This window comes from Kaistia geumhonensis (genome assembly GCF_030815145.1).
Taxonomy (GTDB): domain Bacteria; phylum Pseudomonadota; class Alphaproteobacteria; order Rhizobiales; family Kaistiaceae; genus Kaistia; species Kaistia geumhonensis.
Map to the genome: position 1 here is coordinate 1,579,455 of NZ_JAUSWJ010000001.1, position 15,923 is coordinate 1,595,377.

General features: G+C 68.0%; 16 protein-coding genes. 10 read left to right on the forward strand and 6 right to left on the reverse strand.

The features are described 5' to 3' along the window. Nucleotides 1-69 precede the first annotated feature (69 nt). The 6 genes from QO015_RS07540 to QO015_RS07565 are packed head-to-tail and all read left to right on the forward strand — an operon-like array spanning nucleotide 70 to nucleotide 5,642. Nucleotides 70-1,002, forward strand: a complete 933-nt coding sequence (locus QO015_RS07540; RefSeq protein ID WP_266280323.1) for a sugar phosphate isomerase/epimerase family protein — start codon at nucleotides 70-72, stop codon at nucleotides 1,000-1,002. Beyond that, on the forward strand, nucleotides 999-1,940 hold the full coding sequence (locus QO015_RS07545) for a carbohydrate ABC transporter permease (RefSeq protein WP_266280322.1): 942 nt from the start codon (nucleotides 999-1,001) through the stop codon (nucleotides 1,938-1,940). Before QO015_RS07540 ends, QO015_RS07545 begins: the two co-directional genes overlap by 4 nt. Further along, complete coding sequence (locus tag QO015_RS07550; RefSeq protein WP_266280320.1) at nucleotides 1,937-2,836, forward strand: carbohydrate ABC transporter permease; 900 nt, start codon at nucleotides 1,937-1,939, stop codon at nucleotides 2,834-2,836. The genes QO015_RS07545 and QO015_RS07550 overlap by 4 nt, the downstream gene beginning before the upstream one ends. A gap of 1 nt (nucleotide 2,837) precedes the next feature. Beyond that, entirely contained in the window at nucleotides 2,838-3,911 is a 1,074-nt protein-coding gene (locus tag QO015_RS07555; RefSeq protein WP_266280319.1) for a Gfo/Idh/MocA family oxidoreductase, read from the forward strand. A gap of 47 nt (nucleotides 3,912-3,958) precedes the next feature. Continuing rightward, the gene (locus tag QO015_RS07560; RefSeq protein WP_266280317.1) at nucleotides 3,959-4,792 is read left to right on the forward strand and encodes an NAD-dependent epimerase/dehydratase family protein; all 834 of its coding nucleotides are present in this window, start codon (nucleotides 3,959-3,961) and stop codon (nucleotides 4,790-4,792) included. Between the two features lie 28 nt (nucleotides 4,793-4,820). Next, complete coding sequence (locus QO015_RS07565; RefSeq protein ID WP_307289220.1) at nucleotides 4,821-5,642, forward strand: SDR family NAD(P)-dependent oxidoreductase; 822 nt, start codon at nucleotides 4,821-4,823, stop codon at nucleotides 5,640-5,642. A gap of 3 nt (nucleotides 5,643-5,645) precedes the next feature. Here QO015_RS07565 and QO015_RS07570 read toward each other — a convergent pair whose 3' ends face one another. Beyond that, nucleotides 5,646-6,635, reverse strand: coding sequence for an aldo/keto reductase (locus QO015_RS07570; protein WP_266280314.1), 990 nt, complete (start codon nucleotides 6,633-6,635; stop codon nucleotides 5,646-5,648). Between the two features lie 314 nt (nucleotides 6,636-6,949). Between QO015_RS07570 and QO015_RS07575 the strand changes: the two genes are divergently transcribed. From QO015_RS07575 to QO015_RS07590, 4 genes are all read left to right on the forward strand, one after another. Further along, nucleotides 6,950-7,993, forward strand: a complete 1,044-nt coding sequence (locus tag QO015_RS07575; RefSeq protein WP_266280313.1) for a substrate-binding domain-containing protein — start codon at nucleotides 6,950-6,952, stop codon at nucleotides 7,991-7,993. Nucleotides 7,994-8,133: 140 nt separating this feature from the next. Further along, nucleotides 8,134-9,387 carry an LVIVD repeat-containing protein gene (locus tag QO015_RS07580; RefSeq protein WP_266280312.1) on the forward strand — a complete coding sequence of 418 codons (1,254 nt, stop codon included), beginning with the start codon at nucleotides 8,134-8,136 and terminating at the stop codon, nucleotides 9,385-9,387. A gap of 112 nt (nucleotides 9,388-9,499) precedes the next feature. Continuing rightward, complete coding sequence (locus tag QO015_RS07585; RefSeq protein ID WP_266280310.1) at nucleotides 9,500-11,029, forward strand: sugar ABC transporter ATP-binding protein; 1,530 nt, start codon at nucleotides 9,500-9,502, stop codon at nucleotides 11,027-11,029. After that, entirely contained in the window at nucleotides 11,026-12,045 is a 1,020-nt protein-coding gene (locus QO015_RS07590; protein ID WP_266280309.1) for an ABC transporter permease, read from the forward strand. The genes QO015_RS07585 and QO015_RS07590 overlap by 4 nt, the downstream gene beginning before the upstream one ends. Nucleotides 12,046-12,051: 6 nt before the next feature. On the opposite strand, the gene QO015_RS07595 is transcribed toward QO015_RS07590, so the two are convergent. The 5 genes from QO015_RS07595 to QO015_RS07615 all read right to left on the reverse strand — a co-directional run bounded on the left by QO015_RS07595 (nucleotide 12,052) and on the right by QO015_RS07615 (nucleotide 15,808). Beyond that, nucleotides 12,052-12,336 (reverse strand): type II toxin-antitoxin system VapC family toxin, encoded by a 285-nt coding sequence (locus QO015_RS07595; RefSeq protein ID WP_266280308.1) that lies wholly within the window; start codon nucleotides 12,334-12,336, stop codon nucleotides 12,052-12,054. Beyond that, nucleotides 12,337-12,537: a hypothetical protein gene (locus QO015_RS07600; protein ID WP_266280307.1), complete on the reverse strand. Its 201-nt coding sequence runs from the start codon at nucleotides 12,535-12,537 to the stop codon at nucleotides 12,337-12,339. A gap of 62 nt (nucleotides 12,538-12,599) precedes the next feature. After that, the gene (gene mtnK, locus QO015_RS07605) at nucleotides 12,600-13,862 is read right to left on the reverse strand and encodes an S-methyl-5-thioribose kinase (protein WP_266280306.1); all 1,263 of its coding nucleotides are present in this window, start codon (nucleotides 13,860-13,862) and stop codon (nucleotides 12,600-12,602) included. 75 nt (nucleotides 13,863-13,937) lie between these two features. Beyond that, a complete protein-coding gene (locus tag QO015_RS07610) occupies nucleotides 13,938-14,771 on the reverse strand; it encodes a hypothetical protein (protein WP_266280305.1) in 834 nt (277 codons plus the stop codon). Between the two features lie 26 nt (nucleotides 14,772-14,797). After that, nucleotides 14,798-15,808 (reverse strand): substrate-binding domain-containing protein, encoded by a 1,011-nt coding sequence (locus QO015_RS07615; protein ID WP_370877454.1) that lies wholly within the window; start codon nucleotides 15,806-15,808, stop codon nucleotides 14,798-14,800. Nucleotides 15,809-15,923 lie beyond the last annotated feature (115 nt).

Genomic DNA, 15,923 nt, shown 5'->3' on the forward strand with positions numbered 1-15,923 from the left:
CGGAGCCGGCATATTATCGCCGGCTCCGCGGGATGCGATCTCCCGCAACCCGCGAAGTTCGAGACCCCCATGACCGCCTCACGCGCCGCACGGCAGAAGTTCTCCATCGGCTACCATCTGAACAGCTGGGATCTCGCCGGCCTGCCGCTGACCCCGGCGATCGAGTTCCTCGCCAGGCAGGGCTTCGGCTGGTTCGAGATCCTGGCCTTCACCAGCCTCTCCGATCAGTACGCCCGCAAATACATGCAGCTCGGCAATCAGGCGCCGATGGGGGTGACGACCGATACCGACATCCTGCGCCGCTATGCCCTGTTGTCTGAAGCGCAGAGCGCCTACGGCATCACGCTCTCCTCGCTCTACTGCAACGCGATCTTCACCAACCCCGTCGCCTGGCCCTATGAGCGCGACGTGCTCGTCGCCCTCGCCCGCCTGCTGAAGGGCTTCGGCGCGCCGGTGCTCGTGCTCGGCGGCGGTCCGTCGGAAGGCGTCGCTGGGCCGCACACGGCCGAGGACTACAAGGCCTTCTGCCGTTCGCTCGAGGACATCGGCCGCCGCACGCATGACCTCGGCATCGAGACGGTCTATCATCCGCATCTCGACACCTTCATCGAGCGCCGCGACCAGCTGGACCGCATGATGGACGAGCTCGACACGCGACACGCCGGCCTCTGCATCGACCCGGCCCATCTCGCTCACACCAATTCCGATCCGGTCGGGACGCTGAAGACCTATGTCGAGGCGGTCCGCTACATGCATCTCAAGGACACCCGCGTCGACCCGGCCCTGAAGGGCTATGACCGCTACGCCGCGTTCTGCGAGCTCGGCGCCGGCGTCGTCGACCTGCCGGGCCTCGTCGACGTCCTGCTCGACGCGGACTACTCCGGCCTCGCGATCATCGAGCTCGACGCCTCGCAGAAGACCGCCGAACAGTCGACGCTGGAAAGCATCGCCTATGTCCGCGACACGCTCGGCCTCGTGCTGACGCCCGGAAAGGCCGCATGAGCACGCTGCCGGCTTCGGGAACCCACTCCCGGGCTGGCCGGCGAAGCCGGCCGGCACGCGATCCATCGGGCGACGGCCTCGCCGCCGCCGCGATGATCCTGCCGGCCGGCGTCCTGTTCGCGCTGTTCTATGTCTGGCCCTTCGCCAGCGGCTTCTGGCTGTCGCTGCACAGCTGGGACGGCTTCTCGCCGCCGGTCTTCATCGGCATCGGCAACTATGTCCGCCTCGCCGCCGACCGCATCTTTCTCGGCGCGCTCGAAAACAACATCATCTTCGTCGTCGCGATCCTGATCCTCAAGAACGTGCTCGGCCTCGCGCTGGCGCTGCTTCTCAACCGCGCGCTTCTCGGCCGCGCCTTCTTCCGGGCCGCGGCCTTCGTGCCGGTCACGATGTCCTTCGTCGCGGTAGGCCTGCTCTGGTCTTGGATCTACAACCCAGTCTTCGGCCTGCTCAATGCCGGCCTGGAGCTGTTCGGGCTCGGCTTCCTCAGGCATTCTTGGCTCGGCGACGCCAACACCGCGCTCTACGCGATCATCGCCGTCGATGTGTGGAAATGGCTCGGCTTCCACGGCGTCATCTATCTCGCCGGGCTGCAGACGATCCCGGCCGAGCTCTACGAGAGCGCGACCATGGACGGGGCGGGGCGCTTCCGCCGCTTCTGGCACGTGACGCTGCCGCTCATCATGCCCATCGTCTTCATCAACTCGATCCTCGGCCTTTCGGGCGCCTTCGTGCGCAATTTCGACATCGTCTATGTCCTCACCAAGGGCGGCCCCAACCACGCCACCGAGGTGGCGCTGACCTACATGATGACCAAGGCCTTCCAGGACGGGGCGATGAGCTACGCCTCGGCGATGGGCTATGTCCTCTTCCTCATCGTCGGCCTCGCCTGTGTCGGGCTGCTCGCGCTCATGCGGCGGCAGAGGATGGCGCTGTGACCGACATCGCCGCCTCCCCCGCCCCGCCCGCAAGGCGCGCCGATCTCGCCACCACCCTCGCCGCGCTCGGCTGGCGAGGCCTCGGCGAACTCGCCCTCGTCTATGCCGCGCTCATCGTCGTGCTGCTTCAGACGATCTATCCGCTGTTCTGGGTGCTGTCGGGTTCGCTGAAGACCAAGAACGAGATCATCACCAATGTCTGGGGGCCGCCGGCCGGCCTCGAATTCGGCAACTATGCCGAGGCCTGGAAGATGGCCGGCATGGGGCTTCGGATCGTCAACAGCGTCTCGATCACGGCGGCGGCGCTCCTGATCCTCGTCGCCGCGGCGACGCCCTGCGCCTATGCGCTGGCGCGGCTGCGCTTCCGCGGCCGCGGCGTCGTCACGGCCGCCATCGTCGCCGCGATGTTCGTGCCGCCGCAGGTGATGGCCATTCCGCTTTTCATGGTCGCGCGCGATCTCGGCCTCATCAATAACCGCCTCGGCGTCGCCGTCATCTACGCCGCGAGTTCGCTGCCGCTTTCTGTCTTCATCCTCCGGAGCTTCTTCCTGACGCTGCCGGCGGATCTCGAGGATGCGGCGCGCGTCGACGGCGCCTCGCGGTTCCAGGTGCTGCTCCATATCATGCTGCCGCTGATCCGGCCGGGCGTGGCGCTCGTGCTGATCTTCGGCTTCATCGAGATCTGGAACGACTTCTTCCTCGCCTTCCTCCTCCTGAGGAAGCCGGAGCTTCAGACCATCCCGCTCGGGCTCGTCAGCTTCTTCCAGCAATACGACTCGCTCTGGAATCTCTATTTCGCGGCATTGATGATCACGACCCTGCCGGTGATCATCGTCTTCCTGCTGATGCAGCGGCAGTTCATCGCCGGGCTCACGGCCGGCGCGGTAAAGGGTTGACATGAACGACAAGGTGATCGGCGTCGGCGTCATCGGCTGCGGGGAGATCGCGCAGCTCATGCACCTGCCCTATCTCGACGAACTGCCCTCGCTCAGGATCGCGGCGCTCTGCGATATCTCGGCCGGCGTGCTCGAAAAGCTCGGCGCTCAGTATGGCGTCGACGCCCTCTATGCCGATTATCGCGCGCTCCTCGCCGATCCCTCTGTCGATGCCGTCGTGATCTGCACCTACGATCATGGCGAGATCGTCCAGGCGGCGCTGGCGGCCGGCAAGCATGTGCTGGTCGAAAAGCCGCTCGCCTTCACCCCCGAGGAAGCGCGGCCGCTGGTCGAGCAGGCGGAGGCGAGCGGTCTCGTCGCCATGGTCGGCTACATGAAGCTCTACGATCCCGGCTACGAGATCGGACTCTCGAAGATCGCCGCGATCGGCAAGCCGCGCGCCATCCGCGTGCATGACTTCGCCGGCCGCTTCGACCGTTATGGCGCGCTCTACACGCAGCACCGCGCAAGCGATATCCCCGCCGACGTGATGGCGACGGCGCGGGCTGCGGCCGGCGCGCGCATCGATGCCTCGCTCGGCGCGAGCCATGCCGGCTATCGCGATCTCTATCTCATGCTGCTGATGCTCGGCAGCCATGACCTCGCGGTGCTGCGCGGCGCCTTCGGCAGAGACGGCAAGGTTCTCTATGCCCAGCCGGTCGGCGGCGACCAGTTGCTCGCCGTGCTCGATTATCCGGGCGGCGTCCCCTGCACGCTCGAGATCGGCGTCGCGAAATACGAGTGGTGGGACGAATATCTCGAGGTGCATGGCGACAAGGACGAGGTGCGCGTCACCTTCCAGAACCCCTATTGGCGCCACGCCTCGGCGATCGTCTCGCTGAAGGAGGAGGCCGATGGCGGGGAATCCTCGCGGACGCTGCCCGGCATCCCCGACACCTCGTTCCGCCGCGAATGGAAGCATTTCGCCGATTGCGTGCTGAACGGCGCCCGGCCGCGCACGCCGCTTTCCGGCGGCCTCGCCGATCTCGACCTCGCGGTCAGGATCATCCGCGCCATGCCGCCGAAGCCGGCCTGAGCCGCCATCGTCCTGATGCACCGACCGGAACCAAGAAGGATGCCGCCATGCTGATCGCGCTCACCGGATCGAGCGGCCTGCTCGGCCGCGCCATCGCCGACGCGCTGATGGCGGCCGGCCATCATGTGCGCGGCATCGACACCGCGCCACCCACGACGAAGCTCTCCGCCCATCTCAACGTCGCGCTCGAAGATTTCGGGTCCGCAGTGCAGGCCCTGGCCGGCGCCGACGCCGTCATCCACGCCGCCGCCATTCCGCGGCCGACGGGGCGCACGGCGACGGACGTCTTCTCGGTCAACATGGCGCTCGCCTTCAACGTCGTCGAGGCGGCGGCGACGCTCGGCATTCGCCGGCTTGTCTATGCCTCGTCCTTCAGCGTGCTCGGCTTCCCCTTCTTCGTGAAGCCGGTCGCGCTCTCCTATCTCCCGGTCGACGAGGATCACCCGCTCGCGCCGCAGGACGCCTATGCGCTGTCGAAGACGCTCGGCGAGGAGATCGTCGAGGCGGCGGTGCGACGCGGCAAGCTCGATGCGGTCAGCCTGCGCATGCCCTGGATCCAGAGCCCCGAGACCTTCTTCAGGGAGGTCGGCCCGCGCCGCGAAAGCGCCGAGTCCGGCCGCGATCTCTGGTCCTATATCGACGCGCGCGATGCGGCGGAGGGTTTCCGTGCCGCGGTCGAGGCCCGCAACGAGGGCCATCTGCGCCTCTTCCTGTCCGCGGCGGACACCTACAGCGATACGCCGACGCTCGACCTCATCCATGCAGCGTTCGGCACGCTGCCGCTCAAGCATCCGATCACCGGCCATCAGGCCGTGATCGACACCACGGCCGCGCGCGACGCGCTCGGCTTCGTCGCCCGGCATTCCTGGCGCGACTACTGAAACCGGCGACATCCAAGGAATGAAAGTCATGGCTGCGGGACGCTTCGACGGCAAGGTTGCCCTCATCACCGGCGGCGCGGGCGCGATCGGCCTTGCGGCGTGCCGCCGCTTCGCCTCGGAGGGCGCGGCGATCGCCCTGCTCGACCGCGATCCGAAGCGCATCGCGGCGGCCGAGAAGGAGCTGCGCGAGGCGGGCGTCACCCTCTTCGCCACCGCGGTCGATGTCGGCGACGAGACCGGCGTCGCGGCTGCGGTGGACGCCGCGGTATCGGCGCTCGGCCGGCTCGACATCCTCTTCAACAATGCAGGCATTCCGGGCGTCGTGGCGCCGGTGCACGAGCTTTCGGCAGCCGATTTCGACGATATCGTCCGCGTCAATCTCCGCGGCGTCTTCCTCGTGCAGCGCTATGCGCTCCGCGCGATGATCGCAGCCAGGATCAAGGGCGCGGTGGTCAACATGGCCTCGTCCATGTCGGGCTGGGATATCCTCGCGGGCGGCGCCGGCTATGCCTCGACCAAGCACGCCATTCTCGGGCTGACGCGGGCGGCCGCCTTCGACATGGCCCGCTACGGCATCCGCGTCAACGCGGTCTGCCCGGGCGTGATCGAGACCCGGCTTGGCGTGCCGGCCGGCAGCGAGGACGAGTATGAGCGCGGCATCGAGCGCTTCGCGAACCGCATCCCGCTGCGCCGCATCGGCCAGCCGGAAGACGTCGCCGCGGTCGTCGCCTTCCTCGCCTCAGACGACGCCCGCCATGTGACGGGCGCCGGATGGCTCATCGATGGCGGGCAGACCATGCAGAGCTGGGCCAACGCGCCCGACGCAGACGCCTATCCGCTGGAGGTCTGATCCTCAGGGCCTCAGCGCCAGCGCGTCGAACTCCGCCCAGGCCGCCTCCGGGATCGGCGCATCGAAGAGATCGACATTGCGCTGCATGCTGGACGGCTTCGCCGTGCCGACCAGCACGGTCGAGACGGTGTCGCTCGCCAGCGGGAAAGCCATGGCGGCGGCGCCGAGCGAGACGCCGTACTTCTTCGCCACCGCTTCCATGCCGTTGACGCGACGGATCACGTCGTCGGAGGCCGGCTCGTAGTCGAAATGCGCGCCCGGCTGCGCCCCGGTCGCGAGGATGCCGGAATTGAACACGCCGCCGATGACGAGCGTCGTGCCCGTCTCGCGGCAGCGCTGGAGGAGTTCGCGCTGGGCGCTGCGGTCGAGCAGCGTGTAGCGGCCGGCGAGAAGGATGCAGTCGATCGGCGCGCGCGCCATGACGTCGAGGCAGACCTGCGTCTCGTTGACCCCGAGGCCGATGGCCTTGACCGCGCCGGACGACTTCAGCTCGTCGAGCGCCTTCATGCCACCGTCCATGAGGTCGCGGAAGTGGCGGGCATTCTCCTCGGCGCCATGCGTCAGCACGCCGATATCGTGCACATAGAGGATCTCGACGCGGTTGGTGCCGAGCCGCGCCAGGCTGAACTCCACCGAGCGCATCACGCCGTCATAGGAGTAATCATAGTCGGCGCGGAAGGGCAGCGGATCGGCGAAGCCGTAATCCGGAACCTCGCTCTCCGGCACCGGCGACAGCAGCCGGCCGACCTTGGTCGAGATCACATAGGACGCGCGCGGCTGGCCGCGCAGGAAGTCGCCGAGCCGATGCTCCGAGAGGCCGTGGCCGTAGCGCGGCGCCGTGTCGAAATAGCGGATGCCAGCGTCCCAGGCGACGGCGAGCGTCGCCTCGGCATCGTCCCGGCTGACGGGTCGATAGAGATTGCCGATGCCCGCCGCGCCGAAGGAGAGTGTCGTGACCTCGAGATCCGTCCGTCCGATCCTGCGCGTCTGCATCCTCGTCTCCTCCATCCGTGTCGCGACCGGCTTCGTTTATCTATGAACAGATCATTCGTGAAGCCCTGACGGTCGCCGCCATCCGCGCCGGCGGCCTGCCGAGCGGCTTCCGCGCAACGCTTCTTCCACGCCAGCGGCGATTTTTGCGAAATCGCAGCATTTCATACCCATGAGACGGGCAGAATTGGTATTCCGATCCTTATCGCCATGCGGCGCGGTCGGTAGGGTGCCGCGACGAGCCACCGCCGCCAAGCGCGCGGGAGCCAAAGGATCGGACACTTGTGGCGGGCATCGGCCCGCGCTGGGGGAAGACTATGAAGAGCAGGACCATCATCGGCCTCGCCGTCGCGGCGGGCCTCTCCGTTCTCGCGCCGGCCGCCTTCGCCGAAGGCCTCGCCGGCGCGCCGGCACCCTTCGACAAGGGCGGCGTCAAGATCGCGGTCGTGAGCTATCTCGGCGCCGGCGACTGGCTGCAGGCCTTCGAGCAGGGCGTGAAGCGCCAGGCCGAGGCGCTCGGCATCGAGGCCAACATCTCGCAGGCCCGCAACGACATCAACGCCGAGCGCGAGTTGATCCAGCAGGCGATCAATCTCGGCGTGAAGGGCATCATCATCAACAACGGCCAGCCCGAGGCGCTGAAGGACGTGGCGCAGGCCGCGCTCGACGCCGGCATCCCGGTCGTCGCTTATGACGTCAATCTCGACAATCCGAAGATCCCCCAGGTCGAGCAGTCCGACGCCGATATGGCGAAGCTGGTGCTCGACCAGGCGGTGAAGGAGCAGGGCGACACCTTCGAGGGTGGCGTCGTCTATGTCGCGGGCTTCGCCCCGCTCGACCGTCGCTATGCCGTCTGGAAGGAACTGACCAAGACCCATCCGGGCATCAAGGAAGCCGCGACCTGGGGCGTCGTGAACGACACCGTCGCCGCCTCGGTCGCCGACCAGACCAAGGCCGTTCTCAGGGCCAACCCGAACATCTCCGTCGTGTTCACGCCCTGGGACGAGTTCGCGCGCGGCGTGAAGCTCGCCATCGACGAGCTCGGTGTCGCCGACAAGGTCAAGATCTACGGCATCGACATCTCGACCTCGGACATCCAGGCCATGATCGAGCCCGGCAGCCCCTGGGTCGCGACCGCCGCCACCAACCCCGCCGTCGTCGGCGAGGCCTCGGTGCGTGCGCTGGCGCAGCTGATTGCCGGACAGGATCCCGGCCGCTCCATCCTGCTGAAGCCGGCGCTGGTCACGCAGAAGGAACTGCTCGACAACGGCATCACGTCCTTCGAGGACCTCCAGGTGAAAGTGCCGAGCTTCAAGGACAGCGACGCCGCCAAGGCGCCGTGGATCCCGGAACCGAAGTAAGGCAGCCCGTTTCTTTCGACGTCATGGCCGGGCTGGACCCGGCCATCCACGTCTTTCTTGCTCCTCCACGAGCAGGGCGTGGATGCCCGGGACCAGCCCGGGAATGACGACATCCCTGTGCCTCGAGAAGATTACGGCTCATGCCCCTCCCCCCGCCCGACCATGCCCGCAACATCCGCCTCATCGGCCATTCCGATCAGGGCGGGCGGCCCGACGCGCTCCAGGTGATGGTGCATCGCGGCTATGCCTATGTCGCGCATCCGTGGTCGCGCGGCTTCTCGATCGTCGACGTGCGCGACCCGAAAAACCCCGGGGCGACGGTCTATGTCCCCTCGCCGCCGAACACCTGGACCATCCATCTGCAGACGCATGACGACCTGCTGCTCGTCATCCATGCGCGCGATCTCTTCGCCGATGCCGCCTTCGCGGCCGACGAGAAGGTCTATTACACGCGCTCGGTCGGCGAGACCGTCGGCACCGCGGGCGGCGCGCGCACGGCGCGCAACTGGTCGGCCGGCATGGCGATCTACGACATCGCCGACCCGGTCGCGCCCCGGCAGATCGGCTTCTTCCCTGTCGAGGGCGTCGGCATCCATCGCATCTGGTATGTCGGCGGCCGCTACGCCTATGTCTCCGCGCTTCTCGACGGCTACACCGACTACATCTTCCTCGTCGTCGATCTCGCCGACCCGACGCGGCCGGTAGAGGCCGGTCGCTGGTGGATCCCCGGCATGCATGCCGCCGGCGGCGAGACGCCCTCCTGGGGCGAGGGCCGGCGCTATGCGCTCCATCACGCCGTGGTCGCGGGCGACACCGCCTATGCCTGCTGGCGCGACGGCGGCCTGACCATTCTCGACATCGCCGACCGCGCGCAGCCGAAGCTCGTCACGCATCGCAACTGGTCGCCGCCCTTCGGCGGCGGCACGCATTCCGCCCTGCCGCTCCCGGCGCGCGATCTCCTGATCGTCGCCGACGAGGCTGTCCTCGACAACGAGGAGGACGGCCGCAAGCACACCTTCGTCTTCGATATCCGCGAGCCGTCCAATCCGGTCTCGATCGCGACGCTGCCGACGCCGGACGATGCCGACTATCCGGCGAAAGGCGGCCATTTCGGCCCGCATAACCTGCACGAGAACCGGCCGGGCAGCTTCGTCTCGGATACGCTCGTCTTCGCCACCTGGCAAAATGCCGGCATCCGCGTCTTCGACATCTCCGATCCCTATCGGCCGCGCGAGACCGGCGCGCTCGTTCCGGCCGCGCCCGAGCGCATGGTCGATGCGCGCGCCAACCGGCCACAGGTGATCCAGTCCGCCGATCTCTTCGTCGACGCGAACGGCATCATCTACGCGACCGATTACAATGCCGGTCTCTCGATCATGGAATATCTCGGGTGACCGCCGCCGGCCCCGGCGCTCCTCAGCGCATTCCCCTTGCCGGAACGTGGCGTCAGGGCGTAACTGCGCCCGACGAGCCGGCCCTCTCCGGCCGCGAAGAACAGTAGCCATCGTGCCCGATCCGAACACCGCTCCCGCCATCGCCGTCGCCGGCGTCGCCAAGGCCTTTGGCCCGACGCAGGCGCTCGCCGGCGCCGATCTCTCGGTCCGCCCCGGCGAGGTCGTGGCCCTGATGGGGGCGAATGGCGCGGGCAAGTCGACGCTGGTGAAGATCATCTCCGGCTCGCTGCAGCCCGATGCCGGGACCGTGACACTCGGCGGACGCGTGGTCGCGTTCTCGAGCCCGCGCGAGGCGAAGGCCGCCGGCATCGCAACCGTTCACCAGGCGACGGACCAGGCCGGCGCGGCGGGGCTCACGGTCGCGGAAAACCTGCTGCTCGACGAATTCTGCGGCAGCGGTCCGCTCTTCATCTCCCCCGGCTCCGTCCGCCGCCGTGCCCGCGCCGTGGCGTCCGCGCTCGACCTCGACCTGCCTCTCGACCGCGACTTCATCGACCTTCGCCCGGCCGAGCGCCAGCTCATCGCCATCGCCCGCGCCGTCGCGGCGAAGGCGACGGTGCTCATTCTCGACGAGCCGACGTCCAGCCTCTCGACCACCGAGGCCGAGCGGCTGTTCTCGATCATCCGCCGCCTGAAGGCGTCGGGCATGGCGATCCTCTACATCTCGCACCGCCTCGGAGACCTCGCGGCCATCGCAGACCGCGCCGTCGTGCTGCGCGGCGGGCGCATCGTCGGCGAGTTCGAGAAGCCGATCGACCTTTCCGCGGCCGTCACGGCGATGATCGGCCGCCGCCTCGAGGCCGCCGCCCATGCCGACGGAACCGCGTCCACGCCGGTCGTCGTCTCGATTGCGGGCGCGATGCTGGTTCCGGGCGCGCGGCCGTTCGACCTCTCGCTGCATTCGGGCGAGGTCGTCGCCATCACGGGCACGCTCGGCTCCGGCAAGAGCCGGCTGCTGCGGAGCCTTTTCGGGCTGGAACGGCTCGCGGCCGGCGGCGTCACGATCGAGGGCGCGCCCTGGCAGTCCTCGGGGCCGGCGGAATCGATCGCGAACGGCGTCTTTCTCGTCGCCGAGGATCGCTGGCAGAGTTCGCTGCTGCCGCCCGAGACGCCCGGCGCCTCGATCGCCGGCACCATCGCCCTGCCCCATCTGCCGCGCTGGTTCCCCTTCGGCGTCGTCGACACGGGGCGCGAGCGGCGCATCGGCAACGAGGCGATCGCCCGGCTCGGCATCAAGGCCAGGAGCGCCGACGACACGCTCGACCAGCTTTCCGGCGGCAACCAGCAGAAGGTGGTGCTCGCGCGCTGGCAGGCGGCGCCGTGCCGGCTGCTGCTGCTCGACGAGCCGTTCCAGGGTGTCGATGTCGGTGCCCGCGCCGACCTCATCGCCGCCATTCGCAACTCGCAGAGCGCTTCCGCCACGCTGATCGCCACCAGCGATACCGAAGAAGCGCTCGAGGTCGCCGACCGCATCCTCGTGATGCGCGACCATTCCCTTTATGCCGCCGAAGACGGGCTCGTATCGCCGACCGATACGATCGCCGCCGTCGAGACGGCCGAGACCAGGACTGCCAAGCCATGACCGATCTTCCCGCCGGCAGCGGCGCGCCGCCGCGCAGCACGCCCTTCGAGCTCGCCCGCCGCTATGCGCTGTTCGTGCTGCTCGGCGCGATGCTGGTCGGCTTCTGGCTGGCGCAGCCCGCCTTCATCAACTCCGCCAACCTCTTCTCCATCCTGCAGGCGGTCTCCGTCGTCGCCATCCTCGGCGTCGGCGTCTCGATCACGATGTCGGCCGGCGGCTTCGATCTCTCGGTCGGCAGCGTCGCGGCCTCGTCGGTCATGGCGGCGAGCTATCTGATGGTCGTGCTGCAGTTCGATGCCGCGACGACCATGCTGCTCGTTCTGCTGATGGGTGCCCTGATCGGGCTCGCCAACGGCCTGCTCATCGTCAAGGTCGGCGTGCCCGACCTGCTGGCGACCCTCTCCAGCATGTTCCTGCTCGCCGGCCTGCAGCTGATCCCGACCGGCGGCCGCTCGATCACGGCCGGCATGATGCTGCCCGACGGCTCCACGGCAAAGGGCGCCTACGACCCTGCCTTCCTGATCCTCGGCCGCTCGCGCCTGTTCGACATCGTGCCGCTGCCGGTGGTTGTCATGGCGGCCGTCGCGGTCATCGCCTGGTTCCTGATGGAGCGCACCCGCTTCGGCCGCGTCTTCTACGCGATCGGCGGCAACGAGACCGCGGCGCATCTCTCGGGCGCGCCGACCAAGGCCTATCGGCTCTGGGCCTATGTCATCTCGGGCACGCTCGCCTCGCTCGGCGGCCTCATCGTCGCCTCGCGCGTCGGCCGCGGCGACGTCTCGGCCGGCGCCTCGCTGCTGCTCGATGCCGTGGCGGCCTCGCTGATCGGCTTCGCCGTCCTCGACAAGCGCCGCCCCCATGTCCTCGGCACCGTGCTCGGCGCGATCTTCGTCGGCGTGCTGCTCAACGGTCTGACGATGCTCAACGCACCCTACTACACGCAGGACTTCGTCAAGGGCGCAGTGCTGGTCGGCGCTCTCGCGCTCACCTTCGGCCTCGGCAAGCGGCGGCGCTAGCCTCGGTCAGGCCCAAAGGCGCTTCATCGGAAAGAGATCGAGCTTTTCGTCGATCGAAATGATCGACATATCCTCGGCAATAGCCTCGGCCGCCAGTATCCGATCGAATGGATCGCGGTGATCGAGCGGAAGAACGCCGGCCGCGGCTGCATGGCGGGCGCTGATGGGTAGCGAAACGAAGCCGGCACGATCGCACACGCCCTCGAATTCGCTCGCGATTTGTTCCGTCTCTGGCCAGAGGCCGCGCCTGAACTTCAGGGCGATCTCATGCGTGTCGAGTAGCAGATGCAATCAGAGGCCCCAGGCCTTGATCTCGTTCTCGTCGAGCGGCGCCAGTGCTTCCTCTAGCGACAACGACACACTACCCTTCAGCATGCCGAACGACGCTTTGCGGCGCAGGGCCACTTCATGGAGGCGATGGTCGCGCTCTGCATCCGACGTCGCATCGGAGGGGACCCGCGGATATCGCTCCGACTTCTTGGGCGCAGCCATGCCGGCATCCATCTGTGAAACACCAGACCAGGCACACATATAGCACTGCGCGCCGGCCCTTATCACCCCTCCCTCACCGCCGCCACGACATCCTCGGCTCTGCGGAAGCTCTGCGGCTCCATGAGGAAGCGGCGGGCGAGGTGGAGCGCCCTGGCCTCGAGCGGGGCGCGGCGCAGCGGATCGGCGATCAGCTCGAAATCGGCATTGTGGGCGAAGCCCAGGATGCGGCGGATCGTCTTCACGCCGGCATAGCCGATCGCATCGGCGAAGATGCGGTCGACATAAGCCTCGCGCGCCGCCGCGAAGGGCGCCGTGTCGCCGGCCTTCGCGAACATACCCGAAGGATAGGCATCACCACGCCCGCCCTCTTCCCACAGAGCGAGGAAGCGCGCGCGCCATGTGTTCCAGAAGACCGGGATCTGTTCGAGCACCCAGTGCGCCTCGGCCCTGCGGTCATCGCCCTCGGCGGCATGGCCCGCCTGTGCGATGGCGTTCATCGCGAGATTGGCGATGAAGGCGCCGACATCGAAGCCGATCGGCCCGACAAAGGCGAATTCCGGATCCATCACGCGCGTGTCGGTCTCCGACACCATCACCGAACCGGAATGGAGGTCGCCATGGATCAGCGCCTCGGACGTCGTGAGGAAGCGGCGGCCCCATTCCGCGACGGTGACCTTCAGCGCGGAATCGGACCGGAACTCGGCGGCGATGGCGTCGAGCGCCGGGCTGGTCCAGCGGTTGCGCGGCGATTCCGCCAGCGGATCGGTGAACACGACTTCGGCGGTGATCCGGATCAGCGCCGTGTTGCGGGCGAAGGTCGCCATCCACTCGGCCTTGTTCTCGATCCTCGCGCCGAGATCGGAGGTCGCGAAAGTGGAGCGCGCGGAGAATTCGGCGACGGCGCGGGCGGCATCCGGATAGCGGCGGCCCTCGATGAGGCCGCGGCGCAGGATGATATGCGGCGACAGCCGCTCCATGACGATCGCATAGAGCGCGGGATCGTAATGATGGAAGCGCGGCGTCAGCCCTTCCGTGAAGGGCGCGACGGCGCGGTAATAGGCCTGCTCGAAGAAGGCGCGGTCGAGCGGCAGCGGCCAGCTCTCGCCGGCGGCGCGCACATAGGGGAGCGACTGCTTCACGCAGAGCGATCCGGCCGGACCGTCGATCAGGAAGACGAGGTTGAGATTGCCATCCCCGACCTCGACGATCGACCAGTCGGACGGGGCGCCGCCGAGCTTCGCGGCGAGGTCCGGCAGGTCGGCCAGGAAGCGGCGCAGCGACGCGTCGTCGAGCGGGCGGTAGCCGGCGGGCGTGGAAAGCGTCATCTCGTGAACTCTCTCAAACGAACATCGCCCCCCGAAGGCCGGGGGGCGATCATGCTGGAATACGAACAGCGCAGGCTACTTGAAGCTGGCTTCGACCGCCTTGGCGTAGTCGGCCCCGATCGCGTCGAGCTGCTTCACGACGTCGGAGGTGGCGCCGCCGAGCTTCTCGACATAGGCCTCGCCCTTCGGCTGCTTGTCCCATTCGTTGCCGATGAAGCGCGCCGTCGCGGTGCCGGAGCCGGAGATCGTCGGCTTCGGCGGCCCGAACTCCGAGGCCGCCTTGGTGAGGGCGGCCAGGAAGGCGGTGTTGTCGAGCCCCGAATAGGGCTTGCCGTCGTCGCCCATCACATTGAGGAAGATCTGGTCGTCGCCGAAGGCCGTGTAGCCGCCGCCGAGACCCTTGTCGACCGAAGCCGCCTTCTCGAAGAAGGCCTGCGCGACCTTGGCGTCGAGCGTGTCGTCCGGGAAGGTCACGATGACATAGCCGGTCTTGGCATTGTCGTCGTCGAGGCCGGAGACAAGCACGCTGTACTGGCGGAACACGTAGCCGAGGCCGGCCGCGAAGCGGTCCGCCTCCTCGCTCGTCACCTCCGCCTCGGTCTGAAGCGAGGCGTTGGTCTTGAGCATGTAGCCGCCCGGCGTCACCTCGGTGTCGAGGTCGTCGCTGTCGATGCCGACCGCGTCCGCGATGCGCGGCACGAAATCGGCGAGCGCCTTCTGGGCGAAGGCGGCCCGCTCGTCATAGGTGGCGGCGTCGAGCTTCGGCAAGGTGAAGCCGGAGGACGGCGTCGCCTCATACGAGAGGAGGAAGCTGTCCGGCTCCTCGGCGAGCGCGGTGCCGGCCGTGGCGAGCGCGAAGGCGGCCGCGAGGGCCGCCTTGCCGTAATGGGATCGAAGCAGGGGTATCACGCGCAGCTCCCTCTGAACGTTGGCGCTTACTTCGCGGCCGGAATCCACGGCGCCGTCGCGGCGTCGCTCTGGCCGAAGGCAGGCAGCTTAGCGTTCAAATCCTCGATCGTCTTGATGCCGTTGTCGCGCAGATCCTTCTGCGTGATGAGCACCGGCTTGACGACGATGTTGTGGGGAACCTCCTCGCCGGCGATCAGCTTGGCGACGGCGCGCACCGAGACGGCGCCGACGACCGCCGGGTTGGTGGCGGCGGTAGCGACCCAGGGGCTGCCGTCGGCGATGATCTCGGCGATGTCGGCGGTCGAGACGTCGGCGGAGTAGATCTTGACCTTGTCCGAGATGCCGGCCTCGTCGGTCGCGAGCTTCACGCCACGCGCGAACTCGTCATAGGGCGCGAACACGACGGTGATGTCGGGGTTCGCCTGGAAGGCCGCCTTGGTCTGGTCGGCGGTCGAGGTGGCGGTGGTGTCGTTCACCGCGCCCCAGCGGGCCTTCTCGACGATGCCGGGATTGGCCTTCTTGACCTCTTCCCAGATCTCGTTGCGGCGGTCGAGCGGCGCGAAACCGGCGACATAGACATAGCCGGCATTGAAGCTGGTGCCGTTATCGGCGAGCGCCTGGCCGAGCGCGGCCTTGGCGAGCTCGTGGTCGCTCTGCTCGACCTGCGGGATCTTCGGATTGTCGAGATTGACGTCGAAGGCGACGACCTTGATGCCGGCGTCGAGCGCCTTCTGGGCGACGTCCTTGAGCGCCTCGGGCTGGCCGTGGTCGATGATGATGCCCTGGACGCCGAGATTGATCGCCTGCTCGATCTGCTCGCGCTGGGCGGCTGCGTCCTGGCGGCCGGAGAAGATGGTGAGGTCGATGCCGAGGGCCTTGGCCTGCGCCGTGGCGCCGGACTGATAGGCCTGGAAGAAGTCGCCGCCCGAGATGAAGGTGACGAGCGCGACCTTGACGCCGCCCTTGTCGAAGGGCGCCGGCGCACCGGCGATGCCCTCGGCGGAGGCCGAGCCGGCGAACAGCGTGCCGGCCAGCATCGTGGCGCCGGCAAGCGCCGAAAGAATGAGCTTCATGGATGTCTCCCCGTTCCGTTCACGTTCCGGGCTTTGCCCTTGGGCCGGCAAGGAAGGCCGGGCCGGCCGCAAGCAACGC